Annotated in this window: 16 protein-coding genes and 1 pseudogene; 7 read left to right on the forward strand and 10 right to left on the reverse strand. The window is 68.6% G+C overall.

Features of this window, described 5'->3' with window-relative positions:
• From HR086_RS31845 to HR086_RS31865, 5 genes are all read left to right on the forward strand, one after another.
• A partial coding sequence (locus HR086_RS31845) for a MoxR family ATPase (RefSeq protein WP_254626557.1) occupies positions 1–961 on the forward strand: 961 nt, incomplete at its 5' end.
• Complete coding sequence (locus tag HR086_RS31850; RefSeq protein ID WP_174462031.1) at positions 958–1929, forward strand: DUF58 domain-containing protein; 972 nt, start codon at positions 958–960, stop codon at positions 1927–1929. The genes HR086_RS31845 and HR086_RS31850, both read left to right, overlap by 4 nt.
• Complete coding sequence (locus HR086_RS31855) at positions 1926–3980, forward strand: DUF3488 and transglutaminase-like domain-containing protein (protein WP_174467528.1); 2055 nt, start codon at positions 1926–1928, stop codon at positions 3978–3980. Before HR086_RS31850 ends, HR086_RS31855 begins: the two co-directional genes overlap by 4 nt.
• Positions 3981–4439: 459 nt before the next feature.
• Entirely contained in the window at positions 4440–5327 is an 888-nt protein-coding gene (locus HR086_RS31860; RefSeq protein ID WP_141647222.1) for an RNA polymerase factor sigma-32, read from the forward strand.
• A 158-nt stretch (positions 5328–5485) separates the two neighbouring features.
• Complete coding sequence (locus tag HR086_RS31865) at positions 5486–7948, forward strand: OPT family oligopeptide transporter (RefSeq protein WP_174467529.1); 2463 nt, start codon at positions 5486–5488, stop codon at positions 7946–7948.
• A gap of 79 nt (positions 7949–8027) precedes the next feature.
• Here the strand turns inward: HR086_RS31865 and HR086_RS31870 are convergent, their stop codons facing one another.
• From HR086_RS31870 to HR086_RS31885, 4 genes are all read right to left on the reverse strand, one after another.
• Positions 8028–8456, reverse strand: coding sequence for a hypothetical protein (locus HR086_RS31870; protein WP_141647224.1), 429 nt, complete (start codon positions 8454–8456; stop codon positions 8028–8030).
• Between the two features lie 51 nt (positions 8457–8507).
• Positions 8508–9011 carry a hypothetical protein gene (locus tag HR086_RS31875; RefSeq protein WP_141647225.1) on the reverse strand — a complete coding sequence of 168 codons (504 nt, stop codon included), beginning with the start codon at positions 9009–9011 and terminating at the stop codon, positions 8508–8510.
• A gap of 68 nt (positions 9012–9079) precedes the next feature.
• Complete coding sequence (locus HR086_RS31880; RefSeq protein WP_141647226.1) at positions 9080–9478, reverse strand: hypothetical protein; 399 nt, start codon at positions 9476–9478, stop codon at positions 9080–9082.
• Between the two features lie 79 nt (positions 9479–9557).
• Positions 9558–9896: a hypothetical protein gene (locus HR086_RS31885; protein WP_141647227.1), complete on the reverse strand. Its 339-nt coding sequence runs from the start codon at positions 9894–9896 to the stop codon at positions 9558–9560.
• 178 nt (positions 9897–10074) lie between these two features.
• Here HR086_RS31885 and HR086_RS31890 point away from each other — a divergent pair, with 178 nt between their 5' ends.
• Together HR086_RS31890 and HR086_RS31895 are read left to right on the forward strand one after the other, a co-directional pair.
• Complete coding sequence (locus HR086_RS31890; RefSeq protein WP_174462027.1) at positions 10075–11838, forward strand: HEAT repeat domain-containing protein; 1764 nt, start codon at positions 10075–10077, stop codon at positions 11836–11838.
• Between the two features lie 4 nt (positions 11839–11842).
• On the forward strand, positions 11843–13153 hold the full coding sequence (locus HR086_RS31895) for an HD-GYP domain-containing protein (RefSeq protein ID WP_141647229.1): 1311 nt from the start codon (positions 11843–11845) through the stop codon (positions 13151–13153).
• On the opposite strand, the gene HR086_RS31900 is transcribed toward HR086_RS31895, so the two are convergent.
• The 6 genes and pseudogenes from HR086_RS31900 to HR086_RS31925 form a co-directional block, all read right to left on the reverse strand.
• Entirely contained in the window at positions 13134–14174 is a 1041-nt protein-coding gene (locus tag HR086_RS31900; protein ID WP_174467530.1) for an RluA family pseudouridine synthase, read from the reverse strand. The two genes, HR086_RS31895 and HR086_RS31900, sit on opposite strands and share 20 nt — an antisense overlap.
• A 10-nt stretch (positions 14175–14184) precedes the next feature.
• Positions 14185–14448: a hypothetical protein gene (locus HR086_RS31905; RefSeq protein WP_141647231.1), complete on the reverse strand. Its 264-nt coding sequence runs from the start codon at positions 14446–14448 to the stop codon at positions 14185–14187.
• A gap of 84 nt (positions 14449–14532) precedes the next feature.
• Positions 14533–16200, reverse strand: coding sequence for a helix-turn-helix domain-containing protein (locus HR086_RS31910; RefSeq protein WP_174467531.1), 1668 nt, complete (start codon positions 16198–16200; stop codon positions 14533–14535).
• A complete protein-coding gene (locus HR086_RS31915; RefSeq protein WP_141647234.1) occupies positions 16197–17150 on the reverse strand; it encodes a P-loop NTPase in 954 nt (317 codons plus the stop codon). The genes HR086_RS31910 and HR086_RS31915 overlap by 4 nt, the downstream gene beginning before the upstream one ends.
• A 222-nt stretch (positions 17151–17372) precedes the next feature.
• Positions 17373–17966: an HNH endonuclease gene (locus tag HR086_RS31920; RefSeq protein ID WP_141647233.1), complete on the reverse strand. Its 594-nt coding sequence runs from the start codon at positions 17964–17966 to the stop codon at positions 17373–17375.
• Positions 17963–18193, reverse strand: a pseudogene (locus tag HR086_RS31925) (L-seryl-tRNA(Sec) selenium transferase); the annotation flags it as partial. The gene HR086_RS31920 and the pseudogene HR086_RS31925, both read right to left, overlap by 4 nt.

Consider the following 18193-nt stretch of genomic DNA (forward strand, 5'->3'; position numbering starts at 1 on the left):
CGCCGCCGCCGCCCCCTCCCCCGCAACCGCGCGCACGGCGATGGAACGCATCGCCGCCGAGCTTGGCCGGGCCGTCCAGGGCAAGGAAGCCCAGGCCCGGCTGGTGGCGACGTGCCTGGTCTCTGGTGGGCACCTGTTGCTGGAGGACGTGCCGGGTGTCGGGAAGACCACGTTGGCGGAGGCCCTGGCCCGCGCGTGCGGGCTGAGCTTCGCGCGGGTCCAGTTCACCGCGGACCTGATGCCGGCCGACATCCTGGGCGCGCAGATCTTCCACGCGCAGACGGCCACCTTCCAGTTCCGCCCCGGTCCCCTCTTCCGCCAGTTGGTGCTCGCGGATGAGCTGAACCGCGCCCCGCCCCGCACGCAGTCCGCGCTGCTGGAGGCCATGGCGCAGGGTCAGGTGTCGCTGGATGGGAGCACCCACGCGCTGCCCTCGCCCTTCACGGTGGTGGCCACGCAGAACCCGGTGGACTTCTCCGGCACCTATCCCCTGCCGGACTCCCAGTTGGACCGCTTCATGCTGCGCCTGTCGCTGGGCCACCCCGCACCGGACGTGGAGGCGAAGCTTCTGGCCACCCGAGGGCGCGCGCCGCCCCTGGATGCCGTGCAGACGGTGTCCAGCCCCGAGGAAGTGGCCCAGCTGCGGGAGCTCTCCGCGGAGCTGCGGCTGGATGGCACGGTGGCCGACTACGTGGTGCGACTGGCGCGGGCCACGCGTGAGCACGGCGACATCGAGCGAGGCGCCTCCACCCGCGCGGTGCTGGCGTTGGGCGCGGCGGCTCGGACGCAGGCGCTGTGGGAGGCGCGTGACTTCGTGACGCCGGGGGACGTGCGGGCGGTGCTGGTGCCGTGCTGGGCGCACCGCGTGCTCTTGCGCAGCGCCGTGCAGGGCGTGGCGGCGCGGGATGAGGCGGCGCACCTGCTGGAGGAGCTCACCCGAAAGGTGCCGGCGCCGCGGTGAAGCTCCGCCTGAAGCAACGCTGGGCGCGCCTTCGCGTCTGGCTGCGGCCCCCGCGCACCCTCAAGGTGACGCGCATCGGTCGCACCTATCTGGTGGTGACGTTCGGCGTGGGCCTGGGCGCGCTCAACACCGGCAACAACCTGCTGTACCTGCTGTTGGGCCTGCTTTTGAGCATGGTGGTGGTGTCCGGCGTGTTGTCGGAGCGGTGCATCCGGGACATCTCCGTGCGGCGCGTGGGCACGGACGCGGCCTTCGCCGCCGAGCCCTTCGCCTTCCGCTGGGCCGTGTCCCGCAAGCAGGGCCATGCCTTCGCCCTCACGTTCTCTGAAGCGGACTCCCCGCTGGTGGGCGGGGGTGGCGTGGGCTACCTGCCAGCGAATGTGGAGCACGTGGTGCGGGCCGACCTCACCGCGCCTCGACGGGGGCCGGTGCGACTGACGGGCGTGCGCGTCACGACGACGTGGCCCATGGGCCTGTTCGCCAAGACGCGCGTGCTCCCGCTCGAAGGCCTGCTGCTCGTCTACCCCCGGCGCGCCTATGCGTGCCAGGAGCCGGGGGACGCGGAGCGCGGGCCCGCGGGCGACGCGGGCAACCCCCGCCGCAACGACGGCAGCGGAGACGTGACAGGCCTGCGGGAGCTGGCCGAGGGTGAGGACGCGCGCCGCATCCACTGGCTCAAGAGCGCGTCTGCGGGGAAGCTGCTGCGCGTGGAGCGCGAGCGCGAGGAGCGCCGCACCTGGGTGCTCGCCGTGGAGCCGGGACTCGAGGGCGCGGCGCTGGAGCGCCGCTGCGAGGAAGTGGCCGCGCTGGCCCACCGGCTGCTCGAGGAGGGCCATGAGGTGGGGCTCAACACCACCGACCAGCGGCTGCGCTCCGGGGCGGGTTCCGCTCAGGAGAAACGCATCCTCCGGGCCCTGGCGTGGCTGGGCTTCGAGGGGCTTCGCGAAGAAGAAGAGGAGGCGGCATGACGCGGGGCACCCGGCTGCGACTGGTGCTGCGGGACGTGGCCTCCGGGTGCGCCTTCGCTTCGATGGCCGTATCGGGCCAGCTCCCATTGTGGACGCTGGGCCTCTTCGCCTTCGCTCTGGTGGCGGCCCTGTTCGGCAAGCGCCTCTTCGCCCGGCGCGCGAAGCTCACCGCGCTGCTGCTGCTGGGCGTGGCTGCCGTGCTGGCGGTGAATGTCACGTCCGGGGCCCTGAACCTGGTGGTCGCGGCCTGTGCCTTCGCCGGCCTCATCTCCGCGCATCGGCTGCTGTCCGCGCCGGACCCGGCCACGGATGGGCAGGTGCACCTGTCCGGGCTTCTGATGGTGGCCGGTGGCGCGGCGCTGTCGGGCGAGCTGGTGTACGGCCTGTTCCTGGTGGCCTTCAGCGTGCTGTCCAGCGTGTCGATGGCGCTGGGCGTGGTGGAAGCCGCCGTGCCGGAGGGCGAGCCCATCCCGGTGCGCGCCGTGCTCCGCCCCCTGGGCACGGGTGTCACCTTCGCGGTGGCGGGGGCGATGGCCTTCTTCATCCTCTTCCCCCGTCTGAACTGGAACATGACGGGCCCGCGCGCCGCGCCGGGGTTGGGTCCCGCGACCGCGGGCTTCTCCAACACCGTGCGGCTGGGCGGCGCGGGCACCATCAAGGACAACCCGCGCATCGTCCTGCGCGCGACGCTGAGCCCGGACCCCGGAGTGGACGCGCTCGGTTCTTACTGGGTGGGCCGCACCTACGACATCTTCGACGGGATGGAGTGGACGAACGCGGGAGGCGTGCGTCGCGAGCGCGAGCCGCTCCTCACGCTGCGCCCCGGCGGGGACAACCTCATCCACCAGCGCGTGGAACTGCTGCCCGCGTACGGCGCCCGCACGCTCATCGCCCTGGAGACGCCGTCGCGGCTGGGCAACGCGGTGGCCAATGGCAGCACCGGCAGCCGGCGCACCTCGCTCCAGGAGCTGGCGGGTGGCGAAGCGCGTTTCCTGGAGGCGGGCGTCTCCTACGCATACGAGGCCTACAGCCTGCCTCCGGGCGGCAGCGGCGACTCCTTCCGGAAGCTGCCCTCCGAGGAGCAGGACGCGCTGCTGGCGCTGCCGGAGGCGTTGGATCCTCGCGTCGCGCAGACGGCGGCGCGCGTGCTCAATGGCGAGCGAGAGCCCCTGGCCGCGGCGCAGAAGCTGGCCACGTGGCTCCAGCGCGAGCACGCGTACACGCTGGAGCAGAATGGCGAGCGGGAGGATCCGCTGGCGGACTTCCTCTTCGACCGCAAGGCCGGACACTGCGAGCACTTCGCCACCGCGCTCACGCTGATGCTGCGCACCCAGGGCATCCGCGCGCGGCTGGCCACGGGCTTCTTCGGCGGAGAGCGCGTCAATGACGGCTACGTCCTGCGGGCCGGCGACGCGCACGCGTGGACCCACGTGCTGGTGCCCGAGCGAGGCTTCGTCACCGTGGACGCGACACCGCCGGCCCACCGCCCCAGCCAGGGCTCACGGCTGCTCCAGCGGCTGCTCGGGCTGTATGAAGCGCTGGAGTCGTGGTGGCGCAACTCCGTCGTCGACTACTCCTTCCGGGACCAGGTGGACGTGGCGCGCGCGCTGGTGCGCCCGCCGAAGGGCGCCGAGAACACCACGAGGAGCCGCCTGCCTCCTGCCCGGGCCTGGGGCGCCGCCCTGGTGGCGGGCATGGTCGTCTATGCGGCGTGGCGACTGGTGACGCGGCTGGCGGGGCGGCCTCGCCCGCACGCGGCCACGCGCTTCGTCGACGCGGTGGAGGCGATGCTCGTCCCGGCGCGACTGGTGCGTGGCGAGGGCGAGACGCTCGAGGACCTGGATGCGCGGCTGGCTCGCGAGGGACATCCGCTGGCGCTCGCGCTGGCACCCGTCACCCGCCGCTACCTGGAAGCACGCTTCGGTGGACGCCCCCTGCGCCAGGGCGAAGCGGACCAGTTGCTGCGCGCGCTCCAGCAATCCGTCGCGGCCCACGTGAAGCTGGAGGCCCAGCGGGCCCGCGCGTCGGAGCCCCGGGCTCGCGCGTCCTGACGCTCGCGAGTCCGGATGCCCCTCGGGCGTCCCTTCGCGCGCGGAAAATGCTCCCGGCCAGCATCCGGCGCCGTCGTTAGCCGTTCTTCACGGGAAGACGACAGCGGCCCAGGCGGCCCTGTCGCCAGGGGTCCCCTTGCCTGGCTGCTGGGCGCCCCTCGTTCGCTTCGCGTCAACGGCCGAAGAGCCCTGGCGCTCCTCTTGAGGAGGCGTGTCGTGCACAGACGGGCACATTCTACAGCCGAGAAGTCGCGGCGAGTTCCCAGAGCGGCCGTAACCGTTACAGCCCTCCTTCTTTGTACATGAGCGCAGCATCCGCCAACCCCCCGCAGACATTGGGGAAGGTGTGGGACTTCGCGCTGGCACCGCGGTTGCTCCTGACAGCCTTCGTTCAGTCGTCAAGCGGTCCGAAAACCTAGCGGCCTCGTCAGCGGGGCCCCACGTCGGGAGAAACCATCCATGCAGGCGTCCACCGAGCAGTCGTCCAACTCCGGCTCCCTGGCGATGTACCTCTCGGAGATCAACCACTACAACCTCCTCACCGTGGAGGAGGAGCAGGCACTTGCACGCAGCTTCATCCGCGGCGAGCTGGCCGCCGGCCACCGGTTGGTCACCTCCAACCTGCGCTTCGTGGTGAAGGTCGCCTACGAGTACCGCTCCTACGGCATCAAGATGTCGGACCTCATCCAGGAGGGGAACATCGGCCTGATGAAGGCCGTGCAGAAGTTCGACCCGGACAAGGGCATCCGCCTCATCTCCTACGCGGTGTGGTGGATTCGCGCGTACATCCAGAACTACATCCTCAAGAGCTGGTCGCTGGTGAAGCTCGGCACCACGCAGGCTCAGCGGAAGCTGTTCTTCAGTCTGGCGCGCACGCGCCGCGAGCTGGAGAAGTTTGGCAACGGCGAGGCCGTGGTGAACGTGGAGGAGATTGCCCGCCGCCTGCACGTGAAGCCGGGCGAGGTGCGGGAGATGGAGCAGCGCATGGGCGGCCGGGACTTGTCCCTGGACGCGCCCATGGGCGAGGACGGTGGCAACAGCCACGTGGACTTCGTGGTCAGCGCCGCCGCGCCACAGGACGACGAGTTCGCGGACAAGGAAGAGGCGGGCCTCATCAACGCCCGCGTCCGCACCGCGCTGATGCGGTTGGACCCCCGCGAGCGCTTCATCATCGAGCAGCGGGTGATGAACGAGCGCCCGATGACGCTCAAGGAGCTGGGCGAGCATTTCGGGTTCTCCCGGGAGCGTGCCCGTCAGCTGGAGATTCGCGCCAAGGACAAGCTGAAGGCGGAGCTGGCGGCGCTGATGGCGGAGGTGGATCCGGACGCCGCGGCGATGCAGCAGTGAGCCGTGTCTGACGCGGCAGGTCGGTCCCGCTGAGTGCGGGACGCCAGGCGCCTCCTCCCCACTCGGGGTGGGGGCGCTTGTCATTTGTGGGCCATCACTTCGCTGGCGGGCGGGGCCCTGCTAGAAGGGGCCGGATTCCCTCGTAAGGAGCCTTTCGCTTGGCCCACGGTACCCCGCCGGTCGTCGACGAGCGCGTCCCGATCTCGCAATCGCACGCGCCGCACCTGCACATCCCGTACGTCCCACCTGAACAGTCGCCCACGGAGATGACGATTCGAGCCCTGGTGCTCGGCTCGGTCCTGGGCATCGTGTTCGCCGCCTCGTCCGTGTACCTGGCCATCAAGGTCGGCCTCACGGTGTCGGCGTCGATTCCGGTGGCGGTGCTCTCCATCGCCATCTTCCGGGCGCTGGGCAAGTCGAACATCCTGGAGAACACCATCGTCCAGACGACGGGCTCGGCGGGTGAGTCGCTGGCCTTCGGCGTCGCCGCGGCGCTGCCCGCCCTGCTGCTCCTGGGCTACGACATCAGCCTGACGCATGCCTTCCTCGTGGCGGCGCTGGGCGGTGTGCTCGGCGTGCTGATGATGATTCCGCTGCGCCAGGGCCTCATCGTCCAGGAGCACGGCAAGCTGCCCTACCCTGAAGGGACCGCCAGCGCGGACGTGCTCATCGTCGGTGAGCAGGGCGGCACCAACGCGCGCACGGTCATCATCGGGTTCCTGGTGGGCGGCATCTACAAGTTCGCCTACTCCGGCATGAAGCTGTTCCGCGAGGTGCTGAGCACGCCGCTCAAGGGCCTCAAGAGCGCGACGCTGTCCACCGAGGTGAGCCCCGAGCTGCTCGGCGTGGGCTACATCATCGGCCCGCGCGTGGCGGCCATCACCTTCGCCGGTGGCGTGCTGAGCTACCTCATCCTCATCCCCGCAATCTCCTTCTTCGGCGCGGGGCTGGACCAGCCGCTGTTGGTGCACAACGGCGCCCTCATCCGGGACATGTCCCCGGACCAGATTCGCAACGCCTACGTGCTCTACATCGGCGCGGGCGCCGTGGCGACGGGCGGCCTCATCAGCCTCATCCGCTCGCTGCCGACCATCATCGGCGCGTTCAAGCGCGGCGTGGAGTCACTCAAGGCTTCGCGCGGGCAAGGCGGCGGACCGCAGCTGCTTCGCACCGAGCAGGACCTCCCCATCACCGTGGTGCTGGTGGGCAGCGTGGCCCTGGTGCTCCTCATCTGGCTGGCGCCGCCACTGGAGGTGAACTTCATCTCCGCCATCCTCATCATCGTCTTCGGCTTCTTCTTCGTGACGGTGAGCGCGCGAATCACCGGTGAGATTGGCAGCTCCTCCAACCCCATCTCCGGCATGGTGGTGGCCACGCTGCTCGTCACCTGCCTCGTGTACCTGCTGCTCGGGTGGACCAGCTCCGAGGACCGCTTCATGGCCCTCACCACGGCGGCCATCGTCGGCATCGCCGCCTCCAACGGCGGCACCACCGCGCAGGACTTGAAGACGGCCTACCTGGTGGGCGGCACCCCCAAGAAGCAGCAGATCGCCCTCTTCGTGGGCGTGCTGACCAGCGCCATGTTCATCGGCCTGGTGCTGGTGACTCTGAACAAGGGCGCCACCGTGACGATTCCGGAGCCGCACCCCGGCGTGCAGGTCACGGAGATGACCCAGGAGACGCGCACGCAGTACACCTTCCCGTGGGCCGTGTCCGCGCAGTCCCTGACGTCGCGCGGGCTGGACGAGGCCGCGCTGCGCAAGGCGGCCTGGGCGCAGGGCTATGACCTGGCCTCGCAGGGCGGAGCGATGGAGCTTCGCAGTTGGCGGCAGGTGAGCGCGCAGGACGTCAGCGGCGTGACGCTGAGCCCCACGGGCGGCTCGCAGGTGAAGGTGTCGGAGCTCGGCGCCATCACCGAGGGCCCCCAGCGCACCTTCAAGGAAGGCTACGTGCGCGGCGCGGACACTCCGGTGCCCGCAGGCAAGTACCTGGTGGATGACGGCGGCAGCATCCAGTACGTGGTGGACCCGGGCATTGGCGGCCGTATCAGCTCCTACGAGGGGCAGGCCCTCACCCGCTACGCCGCGCCCAAGGCGCAGCTGTTCTCGCTCATCATCGACGGCATCCTCACGCAGCGGCTGCCGTGGGACCTGGTGCTGCTGGGCGTGTTCATCGCGCTGATGCTGGAGCTGTGCGGCGTGTCCTCGCTGCCCTTCGCGGTGGGCGTGTACCTGCCCATCAGCAGCAGCGCGCCGCTCTTCGTCGGCGGCATGGTGCGCTACCTCGTGGACCGCCTGCGCGGTGGCAGCGAGTCCGACTTCTCGCCGGGCACCCTGCTCTCCTCCGGCTACATCGCCGGTGGCTCGATTGCCGGCGTGCTCATCGCCTTCCTCGAAATCGCCACGGACGGCGCGGGCTCACGCGCCATCAACCTGCCGGCCGTGTTCGGCCACGAGGGCGCCTTCGGTGGCTTCCTCAACGCGGTGGGCGAGAGCGAGCTGGCGAGTCCCCTCTGGTCCAACCTGTGGGGCCTGCTCTTCTTCGCCGGCCTGACGCTGTTCCTGCTGCGCTCCGCCCTCAAGGGCACCAGCGCCGCGGTGTCACCGCCGCCCGGTAAGTAGGCCTGTGAGGTGACGGCGCTCCCTTGGCTGGGAGCGCCGTTCCTCCAGACACCGTTGAAATCCGAAACGGCTGGCGGCCTTAGAAGTTCGTGTTCTGCGAGCTGTTGACGAGCCTGAGGTAGTCGCAGGTGCCGCTCGCGTCCCAGCTCACCCGGAAGAAGCCCCGGTTGCTCAGGGCCTGCTCCCAGAGCGCGGAGACGGCGGCGTTGGGGATGCAGGTGTAGACAACCGGGCTGGTGCCACCTGGGGGGGTGGACCACGAGTCGAAGCTGCGCGTGCCGGTCATCAGGTCTTCACGGAAGGACGCGGACGAGGTCGACGTCGCGTCCTCACGGAAGCCGACGAAATTGCCGTAGCAGAGTCCCGAGCCATCCGCGTTCTTCTGGCAGAAGACTGTCTGTGATTGGAGTCCTCCCCACGCGACGGGAGCGAGCCCCAGGACAGCGAGCGCCACCCCAGGGAACAGAACTCCGCGGAGAAGGGGCTTCGAAAAAGAGAGCTGCTTCATGTTGTGACTCCTGAGCCTTGCGTCGTTCGACTGCTCAAAGGGAAGTGAGACTTACGGCAGGCCATCGAAACCCGGCGCGGGGACGAGCCGGTCCTGGTTGATGGCGACGACGAGTTGCTTGCGGAGCGCGTCCGCCTCGGGGCGACCTCGAAGGTGGACGAGTTCACGTCGAATCTCGAGAACGTCCTCGGCTGTCATGCGCCCGCTGGAGACCACCCGGTCCACCATCATGCCCGCACGCGCCACGGCCTCGCGCTGCTCCGAAGACGGCTCTGGCGCGGTGGGAACGGGAGCCTCCGGCTCGGAAGAGCCCGCGACGGGCCCTCCCGACTCCTTCAGCAAGGTGGCCACCCGCAAGGCCATGGCCTCCTGGTCCTCGACGGAGAGGCGACTCTCCCGCGGAGCGAGGATGGTGGCGGTGCCCACCGGGCTCGCTCCAGTCGCGTGGGAGCTGGACTCCAGCGCCCGGCGCAGCGAACCCACTTCGTCGGTGAGCTGCTCCATTCGCTGCGCCTGGGATTGCTGCGCCTGGCTCACCGCGAGCCAGCACCCCACGGCGCACCCCACCGCTGTGGTCAGGCTTGGAAGCCAGCCACGCAACACCTGGGTTGTCATGGAGTGGATCAGAAATGCGAGTACTGGCTGCCGTTGATCAGGAACAGCGAATAGCACTCACCCGCGGCCGACCAGTAGATGGAGAAGAAGCCCCCGTGGTTCATGGCCTTGCTCCACTGCGCCGCCGTCGCCGTATTGGCCGTGCAGTTGAAGTACGTCGTCGTCGCGCCCGAGGTGAGGGCCGCGGAGAAGTACGGCGCGGCGTTGCTCACCCGGGTGAAGGACGCCTGGGTGCTGGCGCCGACGTGGTTGCGAAAGCCAAGGAGACTGCCGTGGCACCGACCGGAGCCATCCGCGTTCTTGTAGCAGTTCGCGGACTCGGTCTCGAAACCAGCGAAGGCAGCGGGAGCGGCCAACAGCGTCGCGACACAGAAAGCCGAGGCTCCGTGCTTCAAGACATCATGCATGTGAATTCCTTGCTCAAGGGAGGCCAGGTGTTTCTGGCCCCTTGAAAAGAACTCTACGAAGAGCCTCTGACACACCACTTCAGAGCGGCGCGATGGAATCCGGCACCTGCTCCCGCTCGGGCGCCGCCTGCGTGGACGTGGTGCCCTCCGCGCATACGTACTCCGTGCGCAGCGGCGTGACGAAGCCCACCGTGCCCACGTAGACGAGCGCGCCCCACCAGGGCCAATACACGTCCACGCGCGACACCCCGTGGCGACACTCCGCCGCCGACACGTTGGCCGTCGACAGCCCGTACACCAGGCTCACGCCCGTGCGCGCCTCCGGGAGCCCGTCTCGCGGGGCGCCCGTCCGCACGCTCATCCGGAAGCACCCCGTCAGCCCCAGCAGCAACACCCCACAGGCCATGACTCGCAGCATGCGCTCGACACTCCTCCCGGTACGCCGGCCCACGCAAGATACCCGGTAATTCCAGGGCGACGGCGTCGAGGTAGACCCATGTCATCCAAGTCCGCGAACTTCCAACCGCCGCCGGCTGGGGCCCCAGAGGATTTCGCGGTAGGCTGGTGATACCGCCCGAGCGGAGAGTTGCACGCGCATGGCCCATCCCCAAAAGACCCAGGAAGCGAGCACGGAGCCGGAGCAGACGCCGGAGGTCCGCGAGAAGGTGGAGCTGGCGCGCACGTTCGCGTTCCACCTGCTCAAGGGCATCAAGCAGATTGGCATGTACCGCCACAACGATGCGCGCTTCCCGGAGTTCCTCGCCAAGGCGCTGGAGTCCATCACCCAGTACACCGAGAAGTACGGGCCCCTGTCGCTCAAGGTCGAGCAGCAGAACCTGACGCTGCACAACGACTCGCTCTTCACCGAGGACACGCCGCTCCCGTACAAGTTCTTCCGCGACGGCATCCGTCAGCTCATCTTCCGTCCCGGCCTCGTCGTGGAGGAGCTCGTCACCTTCACGATGATTTCCCTGTCGGAGCCGGAGCGCGGCGCCGAGGACGTGCTGGCCCAGCTGTGGCGCGCGGGCATGGAGCACGTCGAGTACGTCGTGGTGGAAGGCTTCTCCATGGAGAACGCCAGCGAAGACGAGGTGCAGGTCGAGGTGGACAAGGTGGTGGGCTACCTCTACGCGCGCCTGCAGACGAACTCGGACGACTACCTGCGCTTCGCTCGCGTGTCCGCGGAGGACCTGGACGCGAAGCTGGACGGCGTGGAGCAGATTCGCGGCCTCGTCGTCGGCGGGCGGCATGCCTCGGATGACCTGAAGGCGAAGCTCCAGCGCGAGGTGTCGGAGGAAGAAGGCGCGCGGCTGTTCCCCAAGCTGGTGAGCGCCGTGTTCCAGGTGGTGGAAGGCGGCGTCGAGGACGGCGCGCTGCTCGAGGAAATCTTCGTGCAGTTGCTGGACATGCTGCTGCTCCAGGACGACTTCGGCACCATCAATCAAATCGTCCTCAAGCTGCGCGCGCTGTCGCAGAAGGAAGGCGGCGCGCCGCTGGAGAAGCTGCTCGAGTCCTTCATGCACAAGATGGGCGAGGAGCAGCGGTTGATGCGCCTGGGCGAGTCGCTCAAGGGCTCGCGTCCCAAGCACCCCGCGGACGTGACGCGCTACCTCCAGGCGCTGGGCCGCGACTCCGTCATCCCCCTGCTCACGGTGCTGGAGACGTTGGAGATTCCGGAGAACCGCGCGCTGTTGTGTGACGCGCTGGCCGTCGTCGCGCGAGAGCTGCCGGAGCCCTTCGTGGCGCGGCTGGTCTCAGACCGTCCGCAGACGGTGCGCGACATGGTGTACGTGCTGGAGAAGAGCAACCACCCCGAGCGCATCAAGATGTTCGGCCAGGTGCTCAAGAGCCCCAACCTGGTGGTGAAGCTGGAGGTGCTCAACATCATCGGGCGCGGGCGCACCGGCGAGGCGCGCCGCCTCATCTTCGAGGCGCTCGCGGACCCCGTCTCCCAGGTGCGCATGGTGGCGGCGCGGATGCTGCCGGAGTTTGATCGCGACAAGGCGTTCTCCGACTTGATGCGCCTGATTCGAGAGCCCGCGTTCGACAAGAAGACGCCCGACGAGCGCACCGCCTTCTACGCGGCCGTCGGTGCGACGGGCACGCCGGGCGCGCTCTCGCACATGCAGCAACTGCTGGCGGTGAAGCCCTCGTTGCTCAACAAGAAGCGCGTGCTGGAAGACAAGATGCTGGCGGTCGCCGGGCTCCAGGGCGCCTGCTCCATCCAGAGCTACAAAATGATGCAGGCCATCGTCGAGGACCGCACCCAGCCGGTGGAACTGCTCACGGCGGCGCGCAAGGCGATGTACCAGACGCGCAAGACGCTGTTCGGTGACTCGGCGCTCCCAGAGGAGGCATAAGCCCATGGCTGAGAACCTCAAAATCACCCAGAGCCAGGACGAGAGCACCAACGAGTTCGGCCGCGAGCACAACGAGAAGCTCCAGGCCCTCTCGCGCTCCATGGTCGCCGGCCTCTACATGCTGGTGCGCTCCGTGAAGATGTATGACCCGGAGAACGGCGTCTTCCAGAAGCCGCTGCACCAGCTCCAGGACATCATCAACCAGATCATCGGCAAGGAAGGCCGACTGGAGCTGGCGGGCGTCAAGGACTCCTTCTACCTGAACAGCATGCTGGTGAAGGTGGACCTGAACTCCATCGAGAACCAGCGATATCTCCTGACGGAGATGCGCGCCAAGGACGTCGGCGGCTTCACGCTTACCAAGCCGGTGACGGTGCCGGACCTGAAGAACTTCATCTGGATCTTCAGCAAGGAGCAGTCGAGCACCTCCGAGGAGGACGGACTCGCCGGCCGCAAGCTGCTCAACATGCGGGTGGCCAAGTTCTCCAAGCTCAAGGAGAAGCTCGACAAGGACATGAACAACGTGGGCGACCAGAAGGTCGATCGCAAGAAGTACGCGATGACCGTCTACGCCCGCTCGGTGTTCTTCCTCAGCAAGTACCTGGAGTCGGTGCGCGCGGGCAAACCCATCAACGCGTCCAAGGCCCTGCGGCTGGTGCAGGACTTCGTGGACATCAGCTACGAGCAGAAGACCCACTTCCTGGGCATGACGACGATGCGGCGCGAGGACGACTACCTCGTGTACCACCAGGTCAACGTGTGCCTGATGTGCATCGTCTTCGGCGCGGAGCTGGGGCTCACGAAGCCGCAGCTGCGAGACCTGGGCTACATCGCCCTCTTCCACGACGCGGGCATGACGACGCTGCCGGAGGAGCTGGCCACCAAGCGCGGGGCGCTGACGCCGGAGGAGCGCGTGGCGGTGCAGCGCGCGCCGCTCATCTCCGTGCGCAACATCCTCATGGAGAAGGGCTTCAGTCGCTCCACCCTGCTGCGCGTCGTGACGACCTTCGAGCACAAGACGGACTTCGGTACCGCGGTGCGCGACTCGCGCGGCAACATCCAGATGATCATCCCGAAGACGAACCTCGGGGCCTACGCGAAGATCATCGCCATCTGCGACGCGTACGACGCGCTCACCTCCAAGCGCCCGTACCGCGATGCCTACGGCCCGGAAGTCGCGCTGATGCTGATGTGGACGGAGATGCGCAACAAGTTCGACCCCGAGCTGCTCGAGGTCTTCATGCGCGTCATGGCCATCCAGCCCGTGAAGGTGCTGTCCAAGCGACAGCAGTCACTCAGCGTTTCCGGCTTGTAGCCGCCGCGCGCTTCTTCGTCGTCTTCCGGGCGGGAGCCTTCTTCGGCTTCGCCTTCGGCTCGGGCTCCGGTGGCGCCTGGGGACCCCGCAGCAGCTCAAGCGCGGCGGTGAAGTCCTCGGGAAGGGGCGCCTCCAGCGAGAGCGCCTTGCCCGTGCGCGGGTGCGCGAAGGCCAGCTTCCACGCGTGCAGGGCCTGGCGTCCCAACCGCTCCTGCGCGGCCGCGGACTCACCCTTCGGCTTGCGCCCGGCGCCGTACAGCGTGTCCCCGAGCAACGGGTGGCCGGCCTCCGTGAGGTGGACGCGAATCTGATGCGTCCGGCCAGTGAGCAGATCCACCTCCACCAGCGCGGCGCCGTCAAAGGCCTCGAGCACGCGGAAGACGGTGATGGCCGGCTTGCCCTCTCGCACCTTCCCGGTGAAGCGCTGACGATTCACCGGGTGGCGGCCATAGAGCGTCTCGATGCGCCCTTGCGCGGGGGGCACGCCATGAACCAGCGCCAGATACGTCTTGGTGACTTCGCGCCCCTTGAAGGACTTCTGGAGCGCGACGAGGGCCCGCTCGCTCTTGGCGACGACGAGGCAGCCCGTGGTGTCCTTGTCCAGGCGGTGGACGATGCCGGGGCGCAGCTCGCCGCCGACGCCGGCCAGGTCCTTCACGCGATGCAAGAGCGCGTTGACCAGGGTTCCCGTCGCGTGTCCCGCACCCGGGTGCACCACCATGCCCGCCGCCTTGTCCACGACGACGAGGTCCTTGTCCTCGTGCAACACGGACAGGGGCAGCTCCTCGGCCTGAGGAGCGGCGGCCACGGGGGCCGGAACGTGGAGGGTGAGGAGCTCGCCACCGCGAAGGCGCATCGCCGCCTTCACGGGCCTGCCGTCGACGAGCACGTGCCCATCGTCGATGAGGCCCCGGATGCGCGAACGCGTCAGGTCGGTGAAGACGGTGGCGAGGTACTGGTCGATGCGCTCTCCGCGTGAGGCCGGCGGGGCGCGATGATCTCGGGTGTCGGGCGCTGCCACGTGGAGCGGACTACCAGATCTTCGACTTCACGTGCGCCTTGGAGCGCAACACGATGTCGTTGATGGCGCGCTCGAAGAAGTTCGCGTTCGTGTAGACATCCTGGCTGACGCGGCTCTTGTAGAGCTCACGTCCCTCTTCCAGCTCCTCCTTGAGGACCTCGAAGAGGTTGTCCTGCTCGATACCCTTGATGATCTTCTGCTCGTTGTAGAGCGAGATATCCGAGGCAATCGCACGGGCGAGCCGCATCGCCTTGATCTTTTCCTCGTCCGTCATCGTCCTCCCTACATAGGCACCGCTCGGAGGGGAGTCAACTTTCCTTGTGGTGCGAGCGCAGGTTGGCAGCTCCCCGGGTCAGCATCACTTCTTGCCCGACTTCTCAGAAGCCAAGCCCAGATAGCTCCTGGACACCTGGAGCGGATCCAACCCCAGCTCACGGGCCAGGTTCATGAGGATTCCTCGCAGGTACACGGGCGGGGGCAGCAGCGTGTAACGGTCCGCCTCCACGTTCTCCAGATGACGCAAGGAGATACGGGTGCGATCCGCCACCTGATGGAGCGTGAAGCCCCGAGTCTCCCGGACCCTGCGCAGCAGCTCGCCGTTGAACTCGGCGTCGGCGGGGATGTCCGGGAGGCGCGGACGGACGTCGCGCACGCGGGCGGAGACCTGGGCCAGGGCGGCCTCGGCCGTGGCGATGGCCGAGTCCTGGGAGAGCACCTGTGCCTCTCCCAGCTGACGACCCGAGCCACCCCGGGTCTGCGCGGACGCCCCCGTGCCGGACGCCGTCGAAGGCATGGAACGAGATGTGCCCGTCGACCGACCTGTCGTTGGCGTCACGACGATGGACGTGGCCGGCTCGGGCGCGGGGGGCTCCGCCGACACGGGTGCGACCGGCTGCGCGGAAGCGTCCTGCGCGTTCGACGCAACGGGAGCCTCGTCGACCGGGGGCTCCTCGGCGGGTGCTGGCGTCGATGCGAGGGGACTCGCGGGAACCTCGGCGCCTTGAGCCTCCGCGCTCGCACCAGCCGACTCCGTCGTACTCGTGCTGGATCCCTCGGTGCTCGACGCCGCCTGGGCAGCGACCGCACTCGCGCGGATGGCAGCCTCGACGCTTGGCTCGGTCTGGGCGCTCGTCGCGCTCGCGGTGTCGGGAGCCTCGGTGCTCGACGCCGCCTGAGCTGCCACCGAACTCGCGCTGTCGGGAGCCTCGGTGCTCGACGCCGCCTGGGCAGTGACCGCACTCGCGCTGGTGGGCGCCTCGATGCCCGGCACCGACTGGGCGCTCGTCGCGCTCGCGGTGTCGGGAGCCTCGGAGTTCGACGCCTCGGCGGCGGCACTGGCCGGAACGACGGCCGACGACGTGGCGGCGGACGAATCCGCGCCTGGTTCCACCGAAGCGGAACCCGCCGCTCTCGACTGCGCCACGACGCGCTCCGCCGTCCGCGCCTCCACCACCACCGCGACTTTCGCCGGGGCAGACTCACCGCGCGCGGGCGCGGACCCGACGTCCACCCTGCCCGCCGCGGGCATGTCCACGAACCCACCGCCGAACGGCGCGGACTGCAAGGAACTGGTCACGTACGACAGCGAATAGCCACTGACGAAGCTGGCCCGGAACGCCGCCGGCCCACTCAGCTCGGGCTCCGGCTCCTCCGTCCCCTTCCCTGCCTCGGAGGCAGAGGACGAAGCCGACGACTCCACCGCGCTCGCGAGCGCCTCGGCCGCGCGCTGCACGGGGCCGGAGTCCTTCGCGGGTGCCGTCACGGCCTCGGCCACCTTGCGCGCGGGCAGGCCCAGGTCCTTGTCGTACTCGACCCGCAAGTCGGCGTCCGTGAGGATCTCCATCGCCTCCGTCATCCGGGCGCGAAGGGCGTCCACCTGATCCGCATCCACGAGCGCGTACACCGCGATGGAGTCCGGCGCATAGAGTTCCATCAACCGCGAATAGGCGGCGTGGATCTCCTCCATCTGCGCGGTGACAGGGACCTCCAGGAGCTCGTAATAGGTCTGCTGCGCGAAGGGCTTCATGGCGTGGCGGGAATGGGCGTTCCGTCGATTGCGAGCAAGCGCGAGGCGATGCGTTGAATGGCCAGAGCCGCCGGGGAGTCCGGCCGCTCAATCAATACGGGGCGCCGCTTTCGCACCGCGCGCCACGCCTCATCGTCATACCGGATGGCACCCAGGTCATCCATGTCGATCCCAAAGAACTTCTTCCACGCGGAGGCCACGGCTGTTCCCACGTTCAGGTCCGCGTCCGTCCGGGCCTGGTTCACCACCAGCCGGATGCGGAAGGCCGCCAGCTCTCGCTCCAGTCGCTCCGCACCCACGGGGTCCTTGCGCCTCACCTGCTCGAGCACGTCATGCAGCGTGCGCAGCGAGCCCTCCCGGGTCGTCAGGGCACTGTCCACCAGGTCCCCGATGCCGTACTCGGCCTCCATCTGCTGCAATCGCCGGAAGAAGGCCGCCTTCGCGAAGCGGTACGCGTTCTCCACCGACGTGGGCTCGGGCAACACCACCAGCAGCCCATGGTCCGCCATGATGAAGAAGTCGATGGTGTTGAAGCTCGTCCCCGCGCCCAGGTCCAGGATGAGGTAGTCCGCCTGCGCCCCCAGGAGCGTCTTCAAGAGCTTCTGCTTCTGCGCATACTTGAGGTTGGCCGCGTCCAGCGCGTCCTGCGCGCCCGCGATGAGCGACAGCCGAGGCACGCCCGTCGGGACGATGACGTCCTCCAGCCGCGCCTTGTTGCGCCGCAAGAAGTCGGACAGCGTCGCCTCCGGCTGCCCCACGCCCAGGCACGTGTGAAGGTTGGCCCCGCCCAGGTCCGCGTCCACCAGCAACACGTTCAGCCCGGACTGCGCCAGCGCCACGCCCAGGTTGGCGGACACCATCGACTTGCCAATGCCACCCTTGCCGCCGCCCACGGCGATGATGCGACGGGGCCGCGCACGTCGTCCCAGTCCCGGCGGCCCCGACTGCACCGGCTCGGAGGTCGGGGTCCCCAGGGCACGGGCATCGGCCAGGGGCGCTCGCGAAGGTTTGGACATGGGCGGTCGCATCAAAGCCCGTCCTACCGCCCGAGTCGACTCCCCGCCAATCCCCGGCCATTTCGTCGATCAATCCCCCCACCACCGAGAGGGATGACACCCAGATTTACAGGGCTCGCATGGCTGACCAGTGAACAGGCGGCCGAGCGCTCCGCCCTACTCGTCCAGCAGCTCCACGTTCCAGTACGACGCGTCCGCGAGGTGCAGGAAAGGCAGCCACTCCTGATACGTCACCTTGCGCGAAGCGCCTCGGAACAGCGGAGTCCAGCGCGGGCGCACCGGCTTCTTGAGCAGTCTCATGTCGGCCTGCTCCGGCGTGCGGCCCCCCTTCTTCAGGTTGCACGGCACGCACGAGCACACGACATTCTCCCACGTCGTCTTGCCGCCCTGGGTCCGAGGCATGACGTGGTCCAGGTTCAAATCGCTGCGGGGGAGGTTCTTGCCACAGTACTGACAGGTGTCCGCGTCGCGCGCGTAGATGTTGAGCCGGGAGAAACGCACCCTCCCACGCGGGAGATGGTCATACGCGCTGAGCACCAGCACCCGGGGAACGCGGATGGTCCGGTTGATGGTGGTGATGCAGTCGTTGGTGGCGCTCAGTGCCGCCCAATCGGCGAACTCGTAGAGTCGGTACTGCTGGTCAATCGCCTTGGCGACGCCCTGATACAGCAGCGAGAACGCCCGCTTCACCGACGTGACGTGCACCGGTTGGTAGTACCGGTTGAGTACGAGGACGGCGCTGTTGATCATGGTGGTTTCCCGGGACTTGCGGTCGCCACGCTTTCAGCGACCGACGCGAGTTCCTCCTTCGCGAGACAGCGGACGTCGAGGACCACCTCGCCATCCGCGATCCTGCCAATAACCGGCACTTCGCCGCCGCGCAGGCGTTCGAGGAATGATTCCGGTGCACCTACGGTGAGGCTGCACGCGAAGGAAGGCAACCGGGCCAGCGGCATGGCACCCCCGCCCACCTGTCC

The sequence above is a fragment of the Myxococcus sp. CA039A genome, from assembly GCF_013336645.1.
Classification (GTDB): domain Bacteria; phylum Myxococcota; class Myxococcia; order Myxococcales; family Myxococcaceae; genus Myxococcus; species Myxococcus llanfairpwllgwyngyllgogerychwyrndrobwllllantysiliogogogochensis.

Excerpts from the sequence above, each read along its gene's own strand:
- HR086_RS31855 (WP_174467528.1), top strand. The coding sequence starts at position 1,926 with ATGACGCGGGGCACCCGGCTGCGACTGGTGCTGCGGGACGTGGCCTCC.
- HR086_RS31860 (WP_141647222.1), top strand. The coding sequence starts at position 4,440 with ATGCAGGCGTCCACCGAGCAGTCGTCCAACTCCGGCTCCCTGGCGATG.
- HR086_RS31870 (WP_141647224.1), bottom strand. The coding sequence starts at position 8,456 with ATGAAGCAGCTCTCTTTTTCGAAGCCCCTTCTCCGCGGAGTTCTGTTC.
- HR086_RS31880 (WP_141647226.1), bottom strand. The coding sequence starts at position 9,478 with ATGCATGATGTCTTGAAGCACGGAGCCTCGGCTTTCTGTGTCGCGACG.
- HR086_RS31885 (WP_141647227.1), bottom strand. The coding sequence starts at position 9,896 with ATGCTGCGAGTCATGGCCTGTGGGGTGTTGCTGCTGGGGCTGACGGGG.
- HR086_RS31890 (WP_174462027.1), top strand. The coding sequence starts at position 10,075 with ATGGCCCATCCCCAAAAGACCCAGGAAGCGAGCACGGAGCCGGAGCAG.
- HR086_RS31895 (WP_141647229.1), top strand. The coding sequence starts at position 11,843 with ATGGCTGAGAACCTCAAAATCACCCAGAGCCAGGACGAGAGCACCAAC.
- HR086_RS31905 (WP_141647231.1), bottom strand. The coding sequence starts at position 14,448 with ATGACGGACGAGGAAAAGATCAAGGCGATGCGGCTCGCCCGTGCGATT.
- HR086_RS31910 (WP_174467531.1), bottom strand. The coding sequence starts at position 16,200 with ATGAAGCCCTTCGCGCAGCAGACCTATTACGAGCTCCTGGAGGTCCCT.
- HR086_RS31920 (WP_141647233.1), bottom strand. The coding sequence starts at position 17,966 with ATGATCAACAGCGCCGTCCTCGTACTCAACCGGTACTACCAACCGGTG.